The 23,610-nt window shown below is 57.2% G+C and carries 22 protein-coding genes; 16 read left to right on the forward strand and 6 right to left on the reverse strand.

The genetic code is table 11. From position 1 onward, the window contains the following. Positions 1-196 precede the first annotated feature (196 nt). From BMW97_RS17220 to BMW97_RS17240, 5 genes are all read left to right on the forward strand, one after another. Positions 197-883, forward strand: a complete 687-nt coding sequence (locus BMW97_RS17220; RefSeq protein ID WP_008501349.1) for a hydrolase — start codon at positions 197-199, stop codon at positions 881-883. Between the two features lie 61 nt (positions 884-944). Then, the gene (locus tag BMW97_RS17225) at positions 945-1,166 is read left to right on the forward strand and encodes a DUF1427 family protein (RefSeq protein ID WP_045908082.1); all 222 of its coding nucleotides are present in this window, start codon (positions 945-947) and stop codon (positions 1,164-1,166) included. Further along, positions 1,163-1,426 (forward strand): XapX domain-containing protein, encoded by a 264-nt coding sequence (locus BMW97_RS17230; RefSeq protein ID WP_024909507.1) that lies wholly within the window; start codon positions 1,163-1,165, stop codon positions 1,424-1,426. Before BMW97_RS17225 ends, BMW97_RS17230 begins: the two co-directional genes overlap by 4 nt. A gap of 20 nt (positions 1,427-1,446) precedes the next feature. Beyond that, on the forward strand, positions 1,447-1,827 hold the full coding sequence (locus BMW97_RS17235; RefSeq protein WP_008501346.1) for a response regulator transcription factor: 381 nt from the start codon (positions 1,447-1,449) through the stop codon (positions 1,825-1,827). Between the two features lie 9 nt (positions 1,828-1,836). Continuing rightward, positions 1,837-7,419: a trifunctional serine/threonine-protein kinase/ATP-binding protein/sensor histidine kinase gene (locus tag BMW97_RS17240; RefSeq protein WP_045908083.1), complete on the forward strand. Its 5,583-nt coding sequence runs from the start codon at positions 1,837-1,839 to the stop codon at positions 7,417-7,419. A gap of 3 nt (positions 7,420-7,422) precedes the next feature. On the opposite strand, the gene BMW97_RS17245 is transcribed toward BMW97_RS17240, so the two are convergent. Next, complete coding sequence (locus BMW97_RS17245) at positions 7,423-8,040, reverse strand: response regulator transcription factor (protein ID WP_045908084.1); 618 nt, start codon at positions 8,038-8,040, stop codon at positions 7,423-7,425. A 180-nt stretch (positions 8,041-8,220) separates the two neighbouring features. Beyond that, positions 8,221-8,607, reverse strand: a complete 387-nt coding sequence (locus BMW97_RS17250; protein WP_045908085.1) for a VOC family protein — start codon at positions 8,605-8,607, stop codon at positions 8,221-8,223. An 88-nt stretch (positions 8,608-8,695) separates the two neighbouring features. On the opposite strand from BMW97_RS17250, the gene BMW97_RS17255 reads away from it, so the two are divergent. After that, positions 8,696-9,298, forward strand: coding sequence for an ATP-dependent Clp protease proteolytic subunit (locus BMW97_RS17255; protein WP_024909504.1), 603 nt, complete (start codon positions 8,696-8,698; stop codon positions 9,296-9,298). Between the two features lie 50 nt (positions 9,299-9,348). On the opposite strand, the gene BMW97_RS17260 is transcribed toward BMW97_RS17255, so the two are convergent. After that, positions 9,349-10,050, reverse strand: a complete 702-nt coding sequence (locus tag BMW97_RS17260; protein WP_045908086.1) for an HAD family hydrolase — start codon at positions 10,048-10,050, stop codon at positions 9,349-9,351. 150 nt (positions 10,051-10,200) lie between these two features. Here BMW97_RS17260 and BMW97_RS17265 point away from each other — a divergent pair, with 150 nt between their 5' ends. The 8 genes from BMW97_RS17265 (at position 10,201) to BMW97_RS17300 (ending at position 18,749) form a co-directional block, all read left to right on the forward strand. After that, positions 10,201-11,118 carry a LysR family transcriptional regulator gene (locus BMW97_RS17265; RefSeq protein WP_052714358.1) on the forward strand — a complete coding sequence of 306 codons (918 nt, stop codon included), beginning with the start codon at positions 10,201-10,203 and terminating at the stop codon, positions 11,116-11,118. Between the two features lie 33 nt (positions 11,119-11,151). Continuing rightward, positions 11,152-12,273 carry a ribosomal protein uL16 3-hydroxylase gene (locus BMW97_RS17270; RefSeq protein WP_090393036.1) on the forward strand — a complete coding sequence of 374 codons (1,122 nt, stop codon included), beginning with the start codon at positions 11,152-11,154 and terminating at the stop codon, positions 12,271-12,273. A 218-nt stretch (positions 12,274-12,491) separates the two neighbouring features. Continuing rightward, positions 12,492-13,229, forward strand: coding sequence for a YaaW family protein (locus BMW97_RS17275; RefSeq protein ID WP_045908088.1), 738 nt, complete (start codon positions 12,492-12,494; stop codon positions 13,227-13,229). Further along, positions 13,229-14,113 carry a hypothetical protein gene (locus tag BMW97_RS17280; protein ID WP_045908089.1) on the forward strand — a complete coding sequence of 295 codons (885 nt, stop codon included), beginning with the start codon at positions 13,229-13,231 and terminating at the stop codon, positions 14,111-14,113. The genes BMW97_RS17275 and BMW97_RS17280 overlap by 1 nt, the downstream gene beginning before the upstream one ends. 230 nt (positions 14,114-14,343) lie before the next feature. Further along, entirely contained in the window at positions 14,344-15,273 is a 930-nt protein-coding gene (locus tag BMW97_RS17285) for an ATP-binding protein (protein WP_045908090.1), read from the forward strand. 10 nt (positions 15,274-15,283) lie between these two features. Next, the gene (locus tag BMW97_RS17290) at positions 15,284-16,537 is read left to right on the forward strand and encodes a hypothetical protein (RefSeq protein ID WP_045908091.1); all 1,254 of its coding nucleotides are present in this window, start codon (positions 15,284-15,286) and stop codon (positions 16,535-16,537) included. Next, positions 16,534-18,072, forward strand: coding sequence for a hypothetical protein (locus tag BMW97_RS17295; RefSeq protein WP_045908092.1), 1,539 nt, complete (start codon positions 16,534-16,536; stop codon positions 18,070-18,072). Before BMW97_RS17290 ends, BMW97_RS17295 begins: the two co-directional genes overlap by 4 nt. Positions 18,073-18,080: 8 nt before the next feature. Further along, complete coding sequence (locus BMW97_RS17300) at positions 18,081-18,749, forward strand: OmpA/MotB family protein (protein WP_045908093.1); 669 nt, start codon at positions 18,081-18,083, stop codon at positions 18,747-18,749. Positions 18,750-18,843: 94 nt separating this feature from the next. Here the strand turns inward: BMW97_RS17300 and BMW97_RS17305 are convergent, their stop codons facing one another. Further along, positions 18,844-20,262 carry an aminotransferase-like domain-containing protein gene (locus BMW97_RS17305; RefSeq protein ID WP_045908094.1) on the reverse strand — a complete coding sequence of 473 codons (1,419 nt, stop codon included), beginning with the start codon at positions 20,260-20,262 and terminating at the stop codon, positions 18,844-18,846. Positions 20,263-20,438: 176 nt separating this feature from the next. Between BMW97_RS17305 and BMW97_RS17310 the strand changes: the two genes are divergently transcribed. Then, a complete protein-coding gene (locus tag BMW97_RS17310) occupies positions 20,439-20,600 on the forward strand; it encodes a DUF1127 domain-containing protein (RefSeq protein ID WP_022650337.1) in 162 nt (53 codons plus the stop codon). A gap of 86 nt (positions 20,601-20,686) precedes the next feature. Here BMW97_RS17310 and BMW97_RS17315 read toward each other — a convergent pair whose 3' ends face one another. Beyond that, on the reverse strand, positions 20,687-22,075 hold the full coding sequence (locus BMW97_RS17315; protein ID WP_045908095.1) for a MocR-like pyridoxine biosynthesis transcription factor PdxR: 1,389 nt from the start codon (positions 22,073-22,075) through the stop codon (positions 20,687-20,689). 101 nt (positions 22,076-22,176) lie between these two features. On the opposite strand from BMW97_RS17315, the gene BMW97_RS17320 reads away from it, so the two are divergent. Continuing rightward, positions 22,177-22,656 carry a carboxymuconolactone decarboxylase family protein gene (locus BMW97_RS17320; RefSeq protein WP_014882392.1) on the forward strand — a complete coding sequence of 160 codons (480 nt, stop codon included), beginning with the start codon at positions 22,177-22,179 and terminating at the stop codon, positions 22,654-22,656. Here BMW97_RS17320 and BMW97_RS17325 read toward each other — a convergent pair. Then, a complete protein-coding gene (locus BMW97_RS17325; RefSeq protein WP_045908096.1) occupies positions 22,643-23,545 on the reverse strand; it encodes a LysR family transcriptional regulator in 903 nt (300 codons plus the stop codon). The two genes, BMW97_RS17320 and BMW97_RS17325, sit on opposite strands and share 14 nt — an antisense overlap. Between the last annotated feature and the right edge of the window lie 65 nt (positions 23,546-23,610).

Below are 23,610 nucleotides of genomic sequence, written 5' to 3' on the forward strand. Positions count from 1 at the left end.
AATGGTCAGGATTATGGGAACCGGTTTCGGCAAAGATCCAGTTATACAATAGGATAGGTATACCAAAGTATAACTATACCTAAGGTTAACTATACGAAGAGATAATTACGCGCGGAGAGGGAAAACCGCAGGATGAGGGTGACTTTATCGTCGCGGCGCTCGCGGCGATTTCTACCCTTAACCACTGGAAAATGCTATGACCTCTTCAAAGCTCGAAGTGTTAACCCCTGCGAACTGTCAGATCATCTTTATCGATCACCAGCCTCAGATGGCGTTTGGCGTGCAGTCGATTGACCGCCAGGTGCTGAAAAACAACACCGTGGCGCTGGCGAAAGCGGCTAAGGTGTTCAACATCCCGACCATCATCACCACCGTTGAGACCGAAAGCTTCTCCGGTAACACCTATCCTGAGCTGCTGGACGTGTTCCCGGGCCAGGACATTCTGGAGCGTACCTCCATGAACTCCTGGGACGACCAGAAAGTGCGCGACGCGCTGAAGGCCAACGGCAAGAAGAAGGTCGTGGTGGCCGGTCTGTGGACCGAAGTGTGCAACAACAGCTTTGCCCTGTGCGCGATGCTGGAAGGCGACTACGAAATTTATATGGTGGCAGACGCGTCCGGCGGCACCTCCAAAGAAGCCCACGACTACGCGATGCAGCGCATGATCCAGGCGGGCGTGATCCCGGTGACCTGGCAGCAGGTAATGCTGGAGTGGCAGCGCGACTGGGCGCGTAAAGAGACCTACACCGCGGTGATGGACATCGTGCGCGAGCATTCCGGCGCGTACGGCATGGGCGTGGATTACGCCTACACCATGGTGCACAAAGCGCCGTCTCGCCAGAAGAGCGAGCACCGCACCTTAGCGCCGGTCCCGGCTCGCTAAGTCCCGTCGGCGGGCTGGTCCCTCATCCGGCTCGCCGCTGCCTCTTTCTCTGGAGTTCACGATGAGTACTGGGCTGATATCCCTTGCGGCAGGCGTGTTGATTGGCCTGATGTATGCCTTGCTGAAGGTGCGCTCCCCCGCGCCGCCCGCGCTGGCGCTGATTGGTCTGCTGGGGATGCTGGCGGGTGAACAGGCAACGCGCCATCTTTTATCCCGCGACGGCGCGCCTGCACCTCAGGTGACCGTTCCGCAGGCGGCATCGCAGACGGGAGCGTCATCATGAAAGCATGGATAATTTCGCTGGTGTGCGGCGTGGTTGCTGGGGTAATTTACGCTCTGCTCGACGTCCATTCCCCGGCACCACCGGTTGTCGCCCTGCTTGGCCTGTTTGGCATGCTGGTGGGCGAACAGCTTATCCCGGTGGGACGACGTTTACTGAGTCGCGAACCGCTCACCCTCGCCTGGTTTCGTCACGAATGCGTACCGAAAATCAGCGGCACGGCGCCCCCTGCGCCCGCGAAGGACCCTCGCGACGTTAAATGACTGGTTAGAGGAATAACAGCATGACGCTGCCGTGGCGCATTGCCATCATTGATGACGAACGTTCCGTCCGCAGCGGGTTGAGTAATCTCCTGGAGTCGGAAGGCTATTCAACCGACACGTTTGATTCGGCAGAGGTATTTCTGAGCCATCCGCTTGCCCTGTCCGGCGCGGCGCTGGTGATCACCGATATCAAGCTCCGGGGCATGAGCGGCCTTGAGCTGTTTGACAAGCTGCGGCTGCTGGCCGTACCGCCTCCGCCCGTGCTTTTTATCTCCGGTCATGCTGATGAAAATATGCAGCGGTACGCTCTCGGTCTGGGCGCCGCTGCTTTTTTGCGTAAGCCGATTAACATCGATATTCTGCTGGATCATATTCAGCGGGAGCTGGCCCGCCGACAATAAGGATCGCGGATGAACGAACACGAGCAGCCTGCATTCTGGCCCGCCCAGGGAAATCTTCACCAGGGGCGGGTTTTTGTCCTTAAAGAGGATGTGATTTTTACCGTGCTGGCGCAGGAGGGCGGAATCGCCTGGATGCACGCGCGACATCCTCATTCCGGCGGCTCGTTCATTATCGCCACCGCGGTCAGCGACGAAGAGGAAGAGCGTGCCACCCGGCTGCTGAAAAACGAGTTTGCGCTGCGTGACGCGCTGCAGGACAGCTGGGCCATTCGCGCCGTCGCGTCCACCCAGTACCGGGGACGCTTCGCGCTGGTGTACGCTCCGTTTTCGTTTGAGCTGCTGGCGCGGCGCGCGGGCAGGGCGATCTCGGGGATCGCGCGCTTTATCGAGCTGGCGATCCAGATCTGCGTTCCTCTGCGCCAGATGCACCTGCAAAACCTGATCCACGGCGATATCAAGCCCGGCAATATTTTTGTTCATCACGATGCCACCTGCCGTCTGGGCAGCTTTGGCCTTTCATGCAGCCTCTCCGGCGCCTTCGCGCAGACCCGGCTTGCCGTTTCAGGCGGCACGCCAGCGTATATGTCCCCGGAGCACACCTCCCGCACCCAGCGCCCCGTCGATGGCCGCAGCGATCTCTACAGCCTCGGCGTGGTGCTGTATGAACTCCTGACCGGACGCCTGCCGTTTGAACGGGGGGAGGACGATCGGACCAACTGGGCGCACTACCATATTGCCTCGGCGCCGCTGGCCCCGGATGCGATACGCCCGGACGTGCCGGGAATGCTGTCGACCATCATCCTGAAGCTGCTGGAGAAGCACCCGGATAACCGCTACCAGACGGTTGACGGGCTGATTGCCGACCTCCGCCGCTGCCAGGCGACGTTGACCGGTGAGGGCGAGATCGTTGCCTTTACCCCCGGCCAGCAGGACCGCACCCCGGCTATTCTTCTGGCGGACTCGCTGTTCGCGACGCATCCGCAGGCGAATGACGTCATTGCCGCGTTTGAGCGGGTGGGGCAGAACCGCGTGCCGGAGCTGGTGACCATCGGCGGGCCGTCGGGGATCGGTAAATCCTCCATCATTGCGACGGCGTTAAAAACGCTCCAGCAGCGTACGGTGCTGCTGGCGGTGGGCAAAGTGGATCAGTTTTCACCGTCATTGCCCTACGGCGTATTAAGCTCCGCATTCCGCCCCCTGACCCTGCACCTGCTGGGCCTGCCAGCTGATGAGGTGGCGAAGTGGAAAATCCGTCTTTCTCGCGCCCTGGAAGGACACGAGGCGCTGGCCGTGAGCCTCGTGCCCGAGCTGGGCCTGCTGCTTGAGCGCATGCCGCGCTTCCCGGCGGATACGTTTTCCATTGATGCCCGGGCGCGCTTCAGCCATATGGTGCTGGCGCTGGTGAAAACCTTTGCCTCGCAGGGCTGCCCGCTGGTGCTGGTGCTCGACGATCTCCAGTGGAGCGACGCCGCCAGCCTGCATACGCTCAACTATCTGCTGGTGAACTGCGGCGCGATCCCGCTGCTGGTGGTTGTGGCTCACCGCGACATCGGTTCGTTGTCCGACCCCGCACTGCAACAGCAGCTGGCGAGCCTGCCGGAGGCGGCGCAGCACGCGAGCGAAATTGTCCCGCAGGCGCTCTCTGTCAAAGCCGTGTCCCGCTGGCTGGGGACGGTATTTCGCACCCGCAGCACGGCGACGACCGACCTCGCCACGCTGATCCATGAAAAGACCGGGGGCAACCCGCTCTTTGTACACGAATTTTTCCGCCGCATCGTCGATGACGGGCTGGTGGTGCACAACAAATATCAGGACAAGTGGCACTACGATCTGCAGGCGATTCGCGCCCGGCATTACACCGAAAACGTCGTCACCCTGGTGCTGGAGAAGCTGGAAGAGTTGCCCGACGAGACGCGTCGCCTGCTGGGCAGCCTTGCCTGCCTCGGCGGCACGGGCGAAATGGAGATGATCTGCCGCGTGGTTGGTATATCGATGGCGGAAATGCGCTACGCGCTGCATCCGGCGGTCATGGCGCAGCTGATCGTGCTGACGGAGAAAGCGTACTCCTTCACCCATGACCGGGTGCAGGAGGCCGCCTTTGCGCTGCTGGATCGGCATGAGAAAAGCCATCTTCATCTGACCACAGCCAGCCTGCTGGCCGACGCCGCGCGGCAGGCAGCGGGGAACGAGCTGCTGTTTCGCGCCGTACATCACGTCACGGCCGCGCTGGACAGCATCCAGCCCGCCCCGCAGCGCCAGATGTTCCGCGAGCTGAGCCTGCTGGCCGCGCGACGCGCGAAACGCTCGGGGGATTATCTCTCGGCGCTGAGCTATATCCAGACTGCCCGAGCGCTGGGCAACGCCGGGACGGTGTCAGACTTTATGCTCGATATCGAAGAGGCGGGCTGCGAGTTTGCGCTGGGGCACCTGGAGCGTACCCGCGAGCTGTGTGACGCCATTCTAGGCTGCCCCGGCGGGCTGACCGAAAAGGCGCTGGCGGCTAATCTGCTGGTGGAAGTGTACATTCGCCAGTCGGACAGCCGTCTGGCGCTGGAGGCGGCGCTCTGCTGGCTGGGGGTCTTTGGTATTCAGATCGGCCGCTATCCGGAAGATGCCGACTGCGACGAGGCCTGGGAACACTTCTGTAACCGCGCGGGCGACGCGCCGCAAACTTTGTTTGCCCCGCTCTCGCGGATGGATAACCCGGAAACCGAAGCGGTGATGAACCTGCTTTACAGCGCCAGCATTTGCGCCAGCTTCATCTGTCCGCGCCTGCACTTTTTACTGCTTTGCCGCATGATGCACCTGACGCTCGACCACGGTATTACCGGCGCCTCCACCACGGCGATGGCCTGGTTTGGCGTGCTGATGGGCCACCGCTACGCCGAGTATCGCCTCGGCTTCCAGTACGGCACGCTGGCCCGCGAGCTGGTCAATCGCCACGGCTACGACGCATTCGAAGCTAAAACCCTGCTGCCGCTCGACCAGCTCAGCGTCTGGACTCAGCCTTTATCGTTTACCATCGAGTGCGCGAAAGCCTGCTTTACCTCGGCGGTGACCCACGGGGATATGACGATGGCCTGCTTTGCGGCCTGTCACCAGGTCATTAATTTCCTCTCCCGGGGCGATCACCTGGACGGGGTGCTGACCAGCATCGATCGTGGCCTGGCGTTCGTGCGTAAAACCCATTTCCAGGACGTGGAGACCATTTTGATGGTCCAGCGCGGCTACGTAGAGTTCCTGCGCACGCCGGTTATCGGCACCTGGACCGCATCGCAGGTGCTGCCGGAGGCGTTGCTGCCCGCGTCGCCGGAGCAGGCACCGGAGCAGACCTCCACCATGCTGTTCTGGTACTGGCTCTACCGCGGCATGGCGCATTTTACCTGTGGGGAGTATGCCGACGCGCAGGCGGATCTGGAGATGGCGGGGTGGTACGCGTGGTCTGCGCCGGGGCACATCCATCTGCTGGATTACCATCTTTACAGCGCGCTGGCGCTTTCGCGTCAGTTAACGCCGGAGACCTTCTCGGCGAACCACCGCCGCAGCATTCACGCCCACTATGACAAAATCGCCCTCTGGGCGCGCATTAATCCCGGCACGTTCGCGGATAAAGAGGCGCTGATCTACGCCGAAATCGTGCGTCTGGACGGGATGAACAGCATCGCGCTTGAGCAGTATGAGAAGGCGGTCCGGCTCTCCCGCGAGGGCGGATTTAATCCGATTAATGCCCTGGCCCACGAGCTGGCGGGCCGCTTTGCGCTGGCCTGCGGCTATCCAACCGCCTCGGACGCACACTTCCGTGGCGCAATTGCCGCCTGGGGCCGGGCGGGCGCGCAGGCCAAGGTGCGCCAGCTGGAGCAGGATTTCCCGCATCTGCTGGCCTCCGGGCAGGCGAGCGCCTATGACACGGTGGCGTTCGCCCAGAACGAGACGATCCGCGATCTGCAGAGCGTCATCAAAGCCTCCCGCGCGCTGTCGGAAGAGATCAATCTTGAGCGCTTAATCGAAAACCTGATGACGATCCTCCTCGAACGCGCCGGGGCGCAGCGCGGCCTGCTGCTTCGCGTGAGCGATAACCTGATCCCGGAGATCGAGGCCAGCGCCTGGACCAGCACCGAAGGCGTGCGGGTGCGGATCCTGAAAGACGTGCCGACGGCGACCGACATGCCCCTGTCGGTGCTGGCGGCGGTGATCCGCACCGGGCAGGAGATCCGCACCGGTAAGCCGGAGGAGTTTCACCCCTTCAGTCAGGATCCCTATCTGGTGACCTCGGGGGCGGCCGTCATGTGCGTCCCGATGTTCAAACAGGCGCGGCTAGTAGGCGTGCTCTACCTGGAAAACCGCCTGATGCCGGAGGTCTTCACCGCCGAGCATTCTCGCGTGGTGAGCCTGCTGGGGGCGCAGGCCGCGGTCTCCCTGGAGACGGCGCGGCTGTACGCCGAGCTGCTGGGGGAGAACATCCAGCGCCGTCGGGTGGAAAAAGAGCTGCGCGCCAGCCAGACCTCGCTGATGCTGGGCGAGCAGATCAGCCACACCGGCAGCTGGCGCTGGGAGCTGGAGCAGGATCTGATGTTTGTCTCGGAGGAGTACGCCCGCATCCTCGGCCTGCCCGAGCAGCAAAAGATGATCTCCATGGCGGAATTTTTGACCTTCGTTCATGAAGACGATTACGCCCGCATCAGCACCATCGTCACGCAGAGCGTGCGCGAAGGGCTCTCCATGCGCGCGGAGTTTCGGGTGAAGCGTACCGACGGTTCAACGCGCTATATCCTCGGGATTGGCGATCCGGTGGGCGTGGGCAGCGAGGTGAACGAGTATTACGGCATCATCACCGATATCACCAGCCAGCGCGCCGCGGAGGATGCCATGCGGGTGGCGCAGGCGGATCTGGCGAGGGTGTCCCGCGCCACCACCGTCGGACAGCTGACCTCCTCCATCGCCCATGAGATCAACCAGCCGCTGATGTCGATCGTCTCTAACGCCGGAGCGAGCCTGCGCTGGCTCAGCCGGGAGCCGGCCCGGCTGGATAAAGTGCGGGAAGGGCTGGAAGAGATCGCCGCCGAAGGCGCGCGGGCGGGGGAGATCATTCGCAGCATTCAGTCCCTGACGCGCAAGCAGGATCCCACCTTCTCGCGCATCGACATGCACTCCCTGATCCACCATATCATCACGCTTTCGCGCAGCGAGCTGGAGCAGCGACACATAAGCGTTGATTATCTGTTGAACGCCAGCGACAGCTTTATCACCGGCGATAGCGTGCAGATCCAGCAGGTGCTGTTGAATCTGGTGATGAACGCGGTAGAGGCGATGGCCGAGGTGAAGGAGCGTGCCAGCACCATCACCCTCAGCACCAGCAACGCGGACGGGAAGGTGATCGTTGAGATCGCCGACACCGGCAGCGGCATTGAGCCCGAGCGGCTGGAGCAGATTTTTGACTCGTTCTATTCCACCAAGCCGCAGGGAATGGGGATGGGGCTGACCATCAGCGCCAGCATTATCGAGCGCCACTGCGGGAAGCTGAACGCGCGCCGCCGGGAGCCGCACGGCACGATATTTGCCTTCGCGCTGCCGCTGGCCGCGCAGGAAGCGTAAACGTTACTCCGCGGGCTGGCTTTTGGTCAGGCGCTCAACGGCCCTGACCAGCTCGGCCACGGAGCGCACCTGCATTTTCTCCATCACGCGGCGGCGGTGCACCTTCACCGTGATCTCGCTGACGCCCAGCTCGGCGGCAATTTGCTTGTTCAGCATGCCGCTTATCGCCAGCGTCAGCACCTCGTGCTCGCGCGGCGTGAGGGACATGTGGCGCTGCTTCAGGGCGTAGTGCTCTTTATTGCGCTCGGCGTTGTTTTCCGCCAGCTGCAGCGCGGACTCAATGGCGTCGATAAGCGCGGTGGATTCGACGGGCTTGGTGAGAAATTCGTAAGCGCCGCCTTTAATGGCGCGCACCGACATCGGAATGGTGCCATGGCCGGTGAGAAAGATAATCGGGATTTCACGCCCGCTGTCCTTGAGGGCATCTGCCACCTCAAAACCCGAGATGGTGGGCATCTGCATATCGAGGACCACGCACGAGGGGAGCTCTTCAAAGCGGTGCTGAAGAAACGCTTCTGCCGATGAAAAGCCGATGGCGTTTAAGTCTGCGGATTCCAGCAGCCCGATTACGGACTGTCTGACTGCGTCATCGTCATCAACCACATACACAATGTGTTCCATTCACCGCCCCGGTGCTGTTTTACATGTCGAGGATGCAAACAGCCCCCAGGAGTGACGTAAGGGACTGTTTATGCTGACTTTCATCTTAACACATTAAATATAATTATCATTTAACAATATGATAATCATATGAAGTATAGCGATCCGTGACCGGGCGAGTTCAGGAACGAAACGCTGATGTTATGCACCGACAAGCTCAATCCGGTTGCCGTCCGGGTCCGCGATCACCGCTTCATAGAAGCCGTCTCCGGTCATGCGCGGGGCGCTGAGCAGCGTGCCGCTGGCCTGCGCCCGTTCGGCCATGTCGTCCACCTGCGCCTTGCTGCCGACGTTGATGGCAATATGCGCCCAGCCGATAAACTCTGGATGTGACGGGGCTGCGGGCAGGTCCGGCAGCGTCATCAGCTCGATGGTCGGTCCGTCATTCAGCGTAATAAAGTGTGATTCAAACCCGGGACGATTTTTACTGACGTAGCGTTCGTTGCTGCGGCCATTAAAAACCGTTTCCCAGAACTGAACCTGGGCGTTCAGGTTTCGGGTCCACAGTGCAACATGGGCAATATGCATAAGCTCCCTCGTGATTTGTCGGTGAGGACTTTGATCGGTAAAACAGGCTACACTCTGGTTTTGAGCGCGACAAGCTGAGGAAATAACAATGCACTACACACTGAAAGAAAGCGACAAGGAAAAAGCGGAAGGGTCAAACGGCGCGGGCGCTCTGCAGCAAAAACTGCTGGAGTCTCGTTCGATTGTGATCTCCGGTGAGATCAACCAGGAGCTGGCGCAGAAAGTGATCACCCAGATGATCCTGCTGCAAAGCGTCAGCAACGATCCGATCAAGCTGTACATCAACAGCCAGGGCGGCCACGTGGAAGCGGGCGACACCATCCACGACTTCATCAAATTCATTCGCCCGGAAGTGCACGTGATCGGCACCGGCTGGGTCGCGAGCGCCGGGATCACCATCTTCCTGGCTGCGAAAAAAGAGCACCGCTACTCGCTGCCAAATACCCGCTTCATGATCCACCAGCCGCTGGGCGGCGTGCGCGGTCAGGCGACGGATATTGAGATCGAAGCGCGCGAGATCATCCGCATGCTGGATCGCGTGAACAAGCTGATCGCCGACGCTACCGGCCAGCCGCTGGAAAAAGTGAAAAAAGACACCGACCGCAACTTCTGGATGTCCCCGGCGGAAGCGCTGGACTACGGTATCGTGGGTAAACTGATTACCCATTATGACGAGCTGAAGCTGGATTAATGTGTTATTGCGCCCGGAAACGGGCGCTAACCCAGACCTCATCGGTCCGTTTATCGGCAGGATTTCAGCTCCAGCTGCGTTTGCGAGTCAATAGTCATCACCACTTTCCCCGCTTCTGTCGCTGCAATAGCAACCCCGGTAAAGTCCTGAAGTGTCAGTCTGGCGCCGTGCTTAAGCAGTTCTGCTGCACCGAGACCGACACAATACGCCCCGGCGGCGACGGCTGATGTCACTCCGCTAACGGAGTCTTCGAATACCAGGGCATTCCTGGCGGGTATATTCAGACGCCGGGCTGCGACTAAGTAGGGATCCGGGAAGGGTTTACCTCGTTCAACATCATCTCGTTCAACAATAACCGACACAGACTGTGAAATATCAAGCATGGCCGCGACACGCTCTATTTTCTCCTTCCACCCACTCGTCACAATCCCCACCGTCACTCCTGCGCTATGCAGGGAAGCAATCAGTTTCGCCACGCCAGGAATGGGCGCATACTCAGCCGTATTTTCAACGTAGATAACATGGTTCTGAACGTTATTTTGTTCATGGAGGGGAAGATGACCAAATAGCGCGCGGATAGTATGATGACCTGGCTGGCCATGAATATGCTGCACAATATCTTCATTGGAAATATCTATTCCATACATGGCTGCAGCTTCTGTCCATGCTCGTTCTATGACGGGGTTTGAATCAATTAACACGCCGTCCATATCAAAAAGAACGGCTGAAAGAGGGATATGTTCGTTACACATTCGTGACTCCCTGGTTGTAATTATTCATATTGAAAATGAATTCGTAATATATGTTTCTGTTGTGAATGACTGTCAGGTCCGACTTTATGGGGCAATATCATGGACTAATGCCTGGTGTTTTTATAATTCCATTTTTCCTGGGTTCTATAAATGAAAGGAATTGATATTAAATTAATACGGGCGTTTATTACTCTGGCGGACAAGGGCAATTACCAGCACGCTGCTCAGGCACTGTTTATCACTCAGCCTGCGTTATCGAAGCAGATAAAAATGCTGGAAGAGGTGATGAAGGGGACCCTCTTTATCCGCGGCAGAAAGGGCGCGACGCTCACAGCGTTTGGTCATCATCTGTTGTCGAATGCAAACGCCATTTTGTCTGCCCATGACGAACTGTTGAAGCAGGCTAAAATATTTCAAAAAACATGTTACAAAACGCTCAGGGTGGGATTGGGTATTTCTTCTTTTCATCATGTACCGATATGGATAAACCATTTTCGACGAACAGTTACCGATTGTGAGGTGGTAATAAAAGAAATGGCCTCGAGTCTTCAGTGCCACATGCTGACGGAGGGAGAGCTGGATATAGGCTTCATCAGGATGCCGGTGGCAGGGGCGCTGACGGGAAGAGCGTTGTTTGAGGAGAAACTTGTTCTGGCTGTTCCGGGGGATAAAAGAATAGACACCATGAATATGACTGACGTCTTATCGTCCTTGCCATTATTACAATTATCCCCGGATGTTATGCCCTGTCTGGCTGAACAAACTGCACTCTGGCAAAAAAATACGAAAACAACCGCGCTTCCTGGACCCATGGCTGACGATATTCCTACCTTGCTGGCATTAGTGGCGGGCGGCAATGGGACTGCCTTAGTGCCCGGGAGTGTCAGACATTTTTTACCGCCAGGCGTGAGGCTTATCACGCTGGAGACAGATCCTGTCGGCTGGGATATTGGTATCGCCTGGAATCCAAAAATAGCCCATCCGCAGCGGGATGAATTTTTACGTCTGGTTGAAGAAACTTCGACATTTGACCCACGACAAGGCGGTTTGATGCACAGTCTTCCATAATCGCGCCTGTTTCCCTTCTCACTGGTGCTACCCATGGCGTATCAACTGAACCTGAACTGGCCGGAATTTCTTGAGAAATACTGGCAAAAGCAACCCGTTGTGCTGAAAAATGCCTTCCCGAATTTTGTCGACCCGATTACCCCGGACGAGCTGGCGGGTCTGGCGATGGAGCCGGAGGTCGATAGCCGTCTGGTGAGCCATTTCAACGGTAAATGGCAGGCCAGCAATGGGCCGTTCGAGCACTTTGACGATCTGGGCGAAACCGACTGGTCGCTGCTGGCGCAGGCGGTGAACCACTGGCATATGCCCGCGGCGGAGTTGGTGCGTCCGTTCCGCGTTCTGCCGGACTGGCGTCTGGACGATCTGATGATCTCCTTCTCCGTGCCGGGCGGCGGCGTGGGTCCGCATATCGATCAGTACGACGTGTTTATCATTCAGGGGATGGGCAGCCGCCGCTGGCGTGTGGGTGACAAGCTGCCGATGCGTCAGTTCTGCCCGCATCCGGCGCTGCTGCATGTGGATCCGTTCGAGCCGATCATCGACGAAGATCTGGCCCCGGGCGATATTCTCTACATTCCGCCTGGATTCCCTCACGACGGTTTTACCCATGAAACGGCGCTTAACTACTCCGTCGGCTTCCGTGGGCCAAACGGCCGCGATCTGATCAGCAGCTTCGCCGATTATGCGCTGGAAAACGATCTGGGCGGCGAGCACTACAGCGATCCGGATCTGACCTGCCGCGAACACCCGGGCCGCGTGGAGCAGTACGAGCTCGATCGCATTCGTCAGATGATGATCGACATGATCGGCAAGCCCGATGATTTCACAAAATGGTTCGGCAGCTTTGTCTCCACGCCGCGCCACGAGCTGGATATTGCCGCCGCCGAGCCGCCGTACGCGCCGGAAGAGGTGCTGGACGCGCTGCAGGGCGGCGAAACGCTGTCTCGCCTGAGCGGCCTGCGCGTGCTGAACATCAACGGCAGCTTCTTCATCAACAGCGAACAGCTGGAGACGGTAGACGCGAAGGCGGCGGATGCGCTGTGCCGCTACACCGAACTCGGTCAGGCCGAGCTGGGCGATGCGCTGAAAAACCCGGCGTTTGTCGAGGAACTCACCGGGCTGATTAACCAGGGATACTGGTACTTCGACGAGTAGTGACGTTTACCGTCAATACGGCCTTAGCTTTCGGGTTAAGGCCGTTTTTTTCTGCTTTCCGCTGACATGTTCTGTCATTACCTGCGGTTATTCTTGTACTACCTAAAAAGAGAAGGGTTTTCATTGCAGTTTTTTCTGCAAATGCCGTTAACACCTATCAGGCACCCTTAAAAATTACGTAATTTAAACTGAAAATAGCCTTCGGCTGGTAAGAGATAATGGGAAAATACAGAACAGATCAAGACCTGGAGCTACTTCGCTACTCAGACAACGAGATGCTGGAAGTATTGGTTAACTATCTCACCACGGATAAAGACGGGTCGACGCGTTACACTGAGTCCTTAACGGGTGAGAAAGCATTTCAGGATGCAGGTAAAAACTATAAGCAGGTCTGGCAACTCATCGGGGCGGAGCTACAACATTTCGGTGGCGATACCTTTGTTAACCTCTTCCGTGGTAACGGCGTGCTTTATAAAGAAATCCTGACGGACGTATGCAAGAAACTCTCCGTTAAAGCCGATTTCTCTGCGGATACTGTCGATATTGAGCAGGCCCTTCTCGCAAAATTATTCACTGACTCCTGGGATAAAATGAATGAGGAAGAGCGCCGCAACATCCGCCGCGAACTCAAAATTGACGGGAATCTTGCTAGTGGTGCGGCACTGACGGCAATCATCACCGCAATCCGTATGGGCGGATTTATGTCCTACCAGGTGGCGATGATCGTAGCGAATGCCGTTGCGAAAGCGGTGCTGGGCAGGGGACTGGCGCTGGCCGCCAATGCGGGACTGGTACGCGCGATTGGGATTTTTGCCGGTCCGATCGGCATGGCCATTACCGCGTTACTAACTATCCCGGCCATCAGCGGCCCGGCGTTTCGCGTTACGCTGCCTGCCGTGGTGCAAATTGCTGCCATGCGCCAGCAAATGCTAAACAAAGTTGGAGATTTCTTTTGATGAAGGAAACGTTGCTTACTATCGACTGGGTGAATGTGTACAAAGAGGTTAAAAGCGCGCTGGAAACCGGGCACGTCATTATTCGTGATGGCGTAGCGTACTGGCACGCCATGTCCGGTAAAAGCGGGATCGCTCAACACCTTCCGCTAAAAGAGGTGGTGCTGGAAACGGCCTCCATTGGCGACATCAAACAACTTACACAAATGGCACAGACCGTTCAGCTGGCTGCAGTCGGCGTCTCCACGGGGATCATCGTGGGGGCAATGGTGGTACAAACCATGTATTTGTCGAAAAAAATTGATCAACTGCAGCAGAGCATGGATCTGATCTCCGAAGATGTGCACGCGCAGAATGTTATTTTCTACATGGATAAACTGTCTCGCTACTTTGGCGTCGTGGAGTCTGCTCGCGTTATGTTGCTGGATCGCACGCTGGTGGATGAGACGCATGACGTTGCGGCACACCTCATTGTCCGAATGGGCAATGAACGCAACGAGGTTCTCTCGTTTATTGATAACTTGCTCTCCTTTGCCGATAAACTCAGCGACAGGCATTTAGAACAGGTTCTGGATTTCATTACTCTCATGCTCGATCTGGTGCCAAAAGCGATCTACATCGAGAGTCAACTTTGCGATCGCTACGGGAAATTCAGGCTGGCAGAGCACCTGATGCGCGAAAACTCACGCCGCTATGCTGCCACGCTGGAACATTACCGCCAGTGGTGTAATAGCAAAGTTAAGGAGAGCATCAGCGGTCGCGTTGAGCCACAGTCACTTGCCTTTACCCGTAAGCAGGAAGATTTGCGTCTGTTATTTAAATCGGAAGATAACGCGCTACTGCTCCAGGAGCTGGTTTCCATCGCCCCCCTTCCTCTTAAAGCGTAATCATGGTGATGCCTGGAACCTTTTCCAGGTATTCTTCATATTTCTTGAACCATATTTTTTTCTGACACATTTTGTCAGTCCCATCCTCTATTTTCTTTTCACTGACCAATATTGGTAGGTCTGCTCGAAACGGTAGGAAATATCATTGGAGTTTTCGACGCTCTTGCCGTTAACCAATATTGCACCAGCAACTTAATTCAAATTTCCCACAGCCCATAATGAGGTAATACATGTCTCTGGGACGAATTCGACCGCAATTTACGCAGGGCCTGGAGAAAGCAGCCGGTGAAGAAAATAAGGCGTTTGCATCAGCGGTTATTCCCCGTTTTACGCTAGAAAACGATGTGGCGCTGACGACGCAGGTCATTGCCCAGCTTGATGAAGCCAGAGCCAAAATTGACCACTTCCATAAAATTTACGTGGAATGGGAATTCGCAGCGGTCGACCCTACGGGGAACGGGATCGTGCTGAATTTTTTTGGCCCACCAGGAACCGGCAAAACCCTGACGGCAGAGGCGCTGGCGGGTTCGCTTAAGCGCAAGATTATGGTTGTCAGTATTGCCGATCTCGAAAGCAAATTTATGGGGGAAACCGCGAAAAATATCGCTGCTCTTTTCCGTCAGGCCACGGAGGAAGAGGCCGTGTTGTTCTTTGATGAAGCAGACACCCTTTTGGGTAAACGTCTCTCATCTGTTACTCAGGGCATTGATAATGAAGTAAACGCGATGCGTTCCACCTTATTGATTGAGCTGGAAAAGCATACCGGTATCGTCATCTTTGCTACCAACTTCGTCAAAAACTACGACAGCGCATTCCTCAGCCGTATCTCTCACCATGTTGGTTTTACGTTACCCGGCAGCCAAGAGCGTTTTCGCATCTGGGAAAAATTGCTCGTGCGCGCTATTCCGCTTGCCGATGCACGGGAAACGATGCTGGAAAGCGCCGTGTCTCTCTCCGAAGGGCTCTCTGGCCGAGATATCCGGAATGCCATGCGCCTGGCTCTACCTAAAGCCGTATTGGAATCAGAACAAAAACTTACGCTTAAGCATCTTGAAAGTGCACTTGCGCAAATTCGTGATGCTTACGGCGCGATATCGAACGCGGCATCTTTCGTTCCACCACACATTAACACAGCAAAAAAAATGCTCGGTTTGAGCTAAGGGTTGAATCATGGGTTTATGGAGTCGTATTTGCTCTGCAGTCTCGTACGTACGTGATGTCGCTTCATCCGTCGTCAGCAAAGCAAAAGAAATGGCCGGAAAAGCGATCGGTTTCATGGCAGAAAAAGCGGAAGGTTTTGTTGGCAAAGTCAGCCAGATGTGGCAACGCATTAAGCCGCATATCGGCACGGGACGTAAAATTCTTCAGATGCTAGGCGGTTTTATCACATTGCCATGGGTAAAGAGCGCGCTGGCAGGGCTGGATCGCGCGCTGGCATGGCTGGAAAAACTTGATAAACAACCGCTGGTAAAAAAGCTGCAGAAAGCCCTGGAGTGGGTCATTAACTGGTGTAAAAACGCCCACCAGAAACAAATGGAGGAGCAGGAGCTTGAAGAGGCTCGCCATCATGCTCAGGCTATGGCTGAAGCGGAAGGTGAGTTGAGTGGTGAGGAGAAAGAGGCTGTGTCGGCTTTCGCACTGGTGAACAGCTATCTTATCGCAAAAGCAGAAGTGGATTTCGCCGTGAAGCGAGATACGCTGCAGGACTTCGAGTATTTCCTGCGCCTGCGTGCAGTGCAAAAGCTGCTCGCCTTCTATGAAACCCGTATGCAGGCCGTGAAGTCCATCAGCGATGTCGATGCGGATATGCACTTTATGGTTTATGCCGCGAACGCGCTGATCCAGCAGGAGGCAGAGTTTAGTGATGCCGATACTCTGCGTCTGGATAACCTCACTCAGAGACTATTCGGCAAGCCGATTATCCCGTTTGTCTTCGAAGAGATGATTATTGCATGGGAGAAAAGCCGTCAGCTTCTGGAAGAAGAGTGGGAGAAGAAAAACAGCGCGCTTTCGAAAGATCGTTTGCTGCATAACCGTCTGGTGCGCGCGCTAAAATACGAAGAACTTGAACCGGCTGAAGTGGGCGTGCTGAACGATCTTAAAATCACCCTGCCGCGTGATACGGCCGATCTGGAACAATTAGGCGACGATCTACTGGCGCGCCATAGCTACGTCAACGCGGCGGAAGGCTTTCTACAGATGCTCGAAAAAGAAGAACAGCAGCTGATTGCGGAAGGCAAAGCATATCTGCTCGATCAGGGGGCGATTGTGGGTGCACTGCTGATCGACTGCTCGCAAAACGATCGCGCCTGGTCTTCTCTTTCCAGGCAGGAACAGAGCTTAATTACCGATTTCGCCAACATATTTGCTGCCGATTGCCAGAAACGTACTGAAGCGGGTCTGCTCGTCGAGGTGGTAGCATGAATCTGCTAACTGAAATTGGCCACTTTTTGATCCCAGGCTTTGATGCGCTGCAGATGGGCTTTTTCGGCGTAATGCTGCTGGCAGTAATCTACACCTGGCTCTCCGTCAGGCGCAATGCACAGGAAGCGCGCTGGCAGCAGGCCTGGGAGCAAAGTGGATTACAGGCTGCTCAGCCGGGGGTGAGTGCAGAAATGGGATCGGCCGCTGAGCTGAGCCAATCACTGGCGACCAAAGCTGAGAAAATAGCCGCCATTATGCCGGGTATGCTGTTGATCCTTGGTCTGTTGGGAACCTTTCTTGGGCTGGGGCTGGCGCTCGATAAAGCTTCCGGCATTTTGCATAACGCGGGAAACAGCATTGGTGCAATGGACTCCTCCATGCGCGACCTGATGGAGATGATGCAGGGGCTGGGCACGAAATTCAAAACCTCAACCTGGGGGATTATTGCCTTTATCGCCCTCAAAATCTGGGAGTCGAAAAATGGCTATGAAGAGCGCCGTCTCAACTGGTGTATGGCCAAACTGCAGCACTCCCTGACCGAAGAATATACTCTGCAGGCGGAGGAAAACGCTTCCCGGCAGCAGCAGCGTGAAGCTGGACGTAACGCGGCTACCGAGCGTCTGGTGGAGGCGATGGCGCTGCAAACTGTCGCGTTGCGCGAGGAGTTCAGTCAGCAGGCAAAACGCAGTGAAGAGCAGGAAGCGCAGCGTCATCAATACCATCTGGCGGCGTTAAAAGAGATCGCAGATATTAATAATCAGTCGCGCAATCTGCTGGAAACTTACACCCGTAAAAGTGAAGAGAACCTGGTGGCACTGCAGCAGGCGGCGACTACTATGAGTGATGCTTCGCAGCAAGTCTCTGGCTCGGCGATGAGCCTGGAAAAAGTGGTTACCGCGCTGGGTGCCGAACTTAGTGAGCTCATGACCGGCATTAAGCAAGAGCTGTCGCAGGTAGTGAATGAGATGAATGCCGACTTCACTCGCAACGTGCAGCAGATGAGCGATAAGCTGGCGGAGTCTACTCATCAGCTCAGTACGACAATGGGCCAGATAGAAACCTCCCTTAACGGTGCTATCGCCAGCATGGATGCGTCTTTCCGCGGCAACATGACGCAGATGGCCAACCAGCTGGAATCCGCCACTTCGCAGATCAGCGAGTCGGTTAACAACATGTCTTCGAAGATCGATTCAACCATGACCACGGTGAAAGAGAGAACCGAAGCCGCGGCGAAAATTCAACGTCAGGCGATGGATGAATTCTCCGAAACCAGCATGACGCTGAATGAACAAGTCACCTCTATGACAAACTATATTCAGCGCGTCACGAAGGAGATCGCTCTCGGTCTGGCCGCCGTTTCCGAAGGCAACCGTAAGATGGAGCACTACATCACGCGCTTTAACGAGGCCTTCGATCTGCTGGGTACATTGCCGGAAACCGTTAAACAGATCACCACTCAGGTGTCTGTATTGTGCACCCGCATCGATAAGTTGCTCCCGGCTCAACAGCTTGTCGCCGAACGTGTTGAGGTCTGATATTGCCGATGAAAGATAAACCGAATGAGTGGATTTCTATTTCCGATCTAATGGCAGGGGTCATGGCCGTGGTGATGCTGATGCTGGTGTTATCGGTACTGCAAAACAAAGTGGCTGACGTAAAACGCGAGCAGGAGAAAAACAGCGGCCAGGCAGCCGCGCAACAGAAACTGAATGCCATGATGCACAGCATGCAGCAGGAGATGGTGGATCAGGGGGATGCTGCGCTGGTGGGGTTTGATATAGCCAGCGGAAAAATTACGCTGCGCGATAAAATCTTCGCCCGCGGTAGTGCCTGTATCACCGTTCAGGCAAGAGATGCACTTGCTCGTCTGGCACCACGGATTCAGGCGTTCGTGAGCGGTTCGACGAACACTCAGGTTTTTGTTGAGGGGCACACGGATAACATCAGCGTGAATAACCCTGTGGTCGATTACACCAGGTTCTGTACCGTGTATGACGATAACTACACGCTCTCGGCTGCCAGAGCCCGTGAAGCACGTAAATTGTTAATTGCGAACCTCAACGATCAGCAATCGCATCGTGTGATTGTGGCCGGTTTTGGCGACTCTCAGCCGCTAAAAGGGATTTCACCCAGCGATGAGCGTAATCGCCGCGTTGAGGTGCAGTTCCTGACGCACGCGCCGTCACGTCAGGAGCAGGGCAGCGCTCTGTAACTCAGCGGCTGGTTGAGTAATGGCATTTAAACCAGCCCGCTATAGGGGCTTACTGAACCGTTGGAGAGGACTGGGGTGAGGGCATCAGGCCGCACTAGTCCTCCTCCATCGCAATCACAATCGCTTCACCCAGCTTTTTCAGCGCCTCGCGATGTTTCTCCGTAGGCGGCAGCGCCACGTTGATCCGCAGGCAGTTACGGTACTTCCCGGAGGCGGAAAACAGCGACCCGGCCGCGGCCTGGATCTTCAGCCGGCACAGCTGCTTGCTGACGCACACCATATCGACCTTCTCCGGCAGCTCAATCCACAGCAGGAAGCTGCCCTGCGGGCGCGTGACGCAAATCTCTGCCGGAAAATACTGCCGCACCCAGCAGGTGTAGGTTTCCATATTCTGCTGATAAATCTGGCGCATACGGCGCACGTGACGATGGTAATGACCGTCGCGAATAAACGCCGCCACCGCCATCTGCGTGCCCGGCACGTTAAATCCGCCGGCGGCGTATTTCATGTGCATTACCCGGTCGTAGTAGCGTCCCGGCACAATCCAGCCGACGCGCAGGCCCGGCGCCACGGTTTTGGTAAACGAGCTGCAGAGGATCACGCGGCCGTCGATATCCATCGAATGAATGGTGCGCGGGCGCGGGTACTCCGCCGCCAGCTCGCCGTAAATATCATCCTCGACAATCACGATATCGTGCCGCTGGGCGAGGGCCAGCACCTGCTTTTTCCGCGCCTCCGGCATGATAAACCCGAGCGGATTATTGCAGTTGGGCACCAGGATCACCGCCTTGATTGGCCACTGCTCCATTGCCAGCTCTAGCGCCTCGATGCTGATCCCGGTTTCAGAGTCGGTGGGAATTTCAATCGCCTTGATGTCAAACCCGCGCAGCATCTGCATGGTGCCGTGAAACGACGGCGATTCCACCGCCACGATATCCCCCGGTTTGCATACCGACAGCAGGGCGATCGACAGCGCGCCGTGGCAGCCGTTGGTGATCACAATGTCGCTTGCCGAAACGGTGGAGCCGCCGTCCAGCATCAGACGGGCGATCTGCTCGCGCAGCTCCAGGCGCCCGTCAAGCACGTCATAGCTCAGCATCTCGCCAGGGTTATGCTGCGCGATGCGGCTCATCTCGCGCCACAGAGGCTTCAGGCTCGGCTGGTTAATGTCCGGCGAACCGCCGCCGAAGGAGATCATCTCTTTGTCGGCGCGGGCGTCCAGCAGCATCATCACCTCATCCCACTGGGTAACGTCCACCGGGCGCTGCACCGGGCGCGTCATCGCCGGAACGGGCGGCTGGGCTTTGCGCGGTGAGACAAAATAGCCGGAGCGCGGTTGAGGCGTGATCAGCTGGAGGTTTTCGAGGATCTGGTAGGCCTGCTGTATGGTGCTGATGCTCACGCCGTGCTCCTGACTCAGCGTGCGCACCGACGGCAGACGTTCGCCGCTGCGATACAGCCCTTGTTCAATGCGTTCTGCCAGAAGATTGGCCAGATGTTGGTAGCGTGTCATGCTGTATCCTTTGTTTTCACCATACAGATTATAAAACCAGTACAGATTGCTGCGAAAATTGCAATGCAGATACTGTTTTAGCGGATCTGTATGTTAAACAAAAGTTGTTTTTGCATCTGTATTGCACGGGTGGATTTCCGGGATGATAACCCCACTGACACAGTGAGGAGAGCATCATGGAATTCTACGAGAATCGTTCAAAACGTCCGTTTATTGTGTTTGTCTGGATCGCAAAAACGCTGCGTAACTGGTATCGCATCAACCGCACCCGCCGCATCCTGAGCCAGATGAGCGACGAGCAACTCAAGGACGTTGGGTTATCGCGATATGATGTGTGAGCCGTATCATCGCCCGGTGGCGCTACGCTTACCGGGCCTACGGGATCGAGTAGGCCGGGTAAGGCGAAGCCGCCACCCGGCGATGTTTAGCGCAACAGCGCAAACGTCTGCCGCTTCGGCCTTTCCAGTAAATCCAGCGCCTCCTGATACGAGCGCACGTTGTTATAGCCCATCACCAGCCCGTAACGTTTGCCCGACCCGCGATACCACTCCGAGAGCGCATTGACCTGCAACTGCTGTTCCTGCCAGCAGCGCGCCACTTCCCGGTCACGGCTTCCTTTGGTCAGGAACGCCACGATATGCATCCCACCGTCGTTTTGCTCGGTGAAAAACAGATCGCCATACACCTCCTGCAGGGCGGCAATCATCCAGTCGCGGCGGGTCTGATACAGCGCGCGCATCTTTTTCAGATGACGGAAAAAATGCCCTTCGTTGAGAAACGCGGTGAGGATCTTTTGCGTCAGCACCGGTTGGCCGCTGGTGGTGATGTCCGCGCAGTCGGTAAAGGCTCCGACGGTGCTGGCGGGCATCACCACGTAGCCCATGCGCAGCGACGGCATGATGGTTTTACTGAAGGTGCCCATAAAAATCACCCGGTCGTGATTGTCGAGGCTTTTCAGCGACGGCAGCACCTTGCGGGTGTAGTGAAACTCCCCGTCGTAATCGTCTTCGATAATCCACGCCTCGTTCTGGCTGGCCCAGTCGAGCAACTGCTGTTTACGCGGCAGGGAGAGCGTGACCGCCAGTGGGCTCTGGTGCGACGGGGTGACGATGGCAAATCGGGCGTCGCGATGGTGACGTAGCAGGTAGTCCGTGTCGATGCCGCAGCGATCGACCGGCACGGTGTGCAGGCGCGGCACGATCCGCTTGAGCAACTGCTGGCCCATAAAATAGCCCGGATCTTCAAACACCACCTTGTCGCTGCGGCTGGCGAGGGTGTCGAGGATCAGCCGCAGGCTGCCGCTGTAGCCACTGGTGATCAGCACCTGTTCAGCGGTGCAGGAGAGCCCGCGTGAGATGTTGAGGTAGCTGGCGATGGCCTGGCGCAGCGGATACCAGCCCATAACGGGCGGGTTGAGCATCTCCTCCTGTCGCAAAGCCCGCGTCGCCTGGCCCGCCAGCAGCAGCCATTTTTTATACGGGAAGCTGTCGAGGGCGGGGATACCGGGGCGCAGAAACCCAGCCCGCTCGCGCTGGCTGATGAGCGAGGCCGGAAGCGCTCCGGTGGGCTGCTCCGCAGGGGCAGTCTTATCCGGCAGCAGTAAGTCCGGGTTAACCTGCGTGCCGCGCGCGCCCTGGCTCACCAGATACCCTTCACCCGTCAGAATGGCGTACGCCGTTTCGACGGTTTTACGCGCCACCTTCAGCTCTTCCGCCAGCACGCGGATGGCAGGCACCCTGTCGCCCGGCTTCAGCACGCCGCGCATGATGTTGTCGCGGTAGCGGGAATAAATCTCGTGATAGCCCGGCTTCATGTCCTACCTCGTTTCACGCTTTTTGTATCTTTTTACTATGTCATGAACGGCGTAGATTTGCCTCATCGCACGGCACATGCCGCACAAAAAGAGGAAAGACCATGAGCACTCGTGTTAACCACCATAAAGTTACACCTGCCCTCGCCAACGCGCTGTCTGCCCTGAGCATGGAGGTAGCAAAAACCTCCATCGACCCGGCGCTGAAGCACCTGATCGACATTCGCGTGTCGCAGCTGAACGGCTGTACGTTCTGTCTGGATATGCACTCAAAAGAGGCGAAAATCGCCGGCGAGCGCGAACTGCGCCTGTACCATCTGGCAGCCTGGCGCGAGTCCCCGCTGTTCAGCGCCCGTGAAAAAGCCGCGCTGGCGTTCACCGAAGCGCTGACCCAGATTGGCGTTCACGGGGTGAGTGACGCGCTGTACCGCAGCGTGGCGGAGCACTTCTCGGACGTGGAGATTTCAGAGCTGAACTTCGCTATCGTGGCGATCAACGCCTGGAACCGTCTGGGGATCACCTCCCGCATGGCGCCGGGCTCGCTGGATGCGGCGTACGGGCTGAATAAAGCTAACCTGGAATAATTCCGCGCTCGCGGATCATCGCCACCAGCGCCCGCAGCCCTGGCGGGACGTGGCGATGACCGGGATAGTACAGGCGCAGCCCGGCAAACGGCTGCGTCCAGTCGTTTAAGACGCTCACCAGCTCCCCGCTTTTCAGCTCGTCCCGAATATAGAGTTCCGGTAAAAATCCCACCCCTAATCCCGCTTTCACGGCGCGGATCGAGGCAAAAAGATCGGACGTCGCAAAGCGCGGCGGCACGGCAAGCGCGTACATTTCCCCCCGACGGGCCAGCTCCCAGCGGTAGATCCCACCGTGAGCCATACGCATACCGATCCCCTGATGTGAAAGCAGATCGTCCGGCGTCTCGGGTATGCCGTGACGGGCGAAATAGTCCGGCGTGGCGGTGACGAGCTGGCGGATCTCACCGGTCAGCGGCACGGCGATCATGTCCTGCGGAACGGACTCTTCGAGACGGATCCCTGCGTCATAACCTTCGGCGACGATGTCGATCATCCTCGCTTCACTCACCGTTTCCACGCGCATTTTCGGGTAGCGGATCATGTAGTCGATCAGCAGCTGGTCCAGAAACAGGGTGCCGATATGGTTCGGCACGTTCAGTCGTAGCGTGCCGGCAGGTTCCCCGGTTTTGCTGTGGATCGCCTCCCCGGCGAGACGGATCTCCTGCAGGGCGGGGCCGATACGCGCCACGTAGCGCTGTCCGGCGTCGGTAAGCGCTACGCTGCGGGTGGTGCGGTTGAAAAGTCGCGTCTCAAGGCGGCTCTCCAGCCCGGCGATGGCGTTGCTGACCGCCGTGGCGGACATCCCCAGCTCCTGCGCTGCGCCGCGAAAGCTGCCGCGTCGCACCACCGCCATCACCACCTCCAGCTCTGTCAGACCTGAACGATGCATAGATTATCCTGAAAATCGAAACAACCCTTGCAGCATAGCGTGGATTATCGCAACGGAGAAGCCGT

The organism is Enterobacter sp. NFIX58 (assembly GCF_900110475.1).
Taxonomy (GTDB): domain Bacteria; phylum Pseudomonadota; class Gammaproteobacteria; order Enterobacterales; family Enterobacteriaceae; genus Enterobacter; species Enterobacter quasiroggenkampii.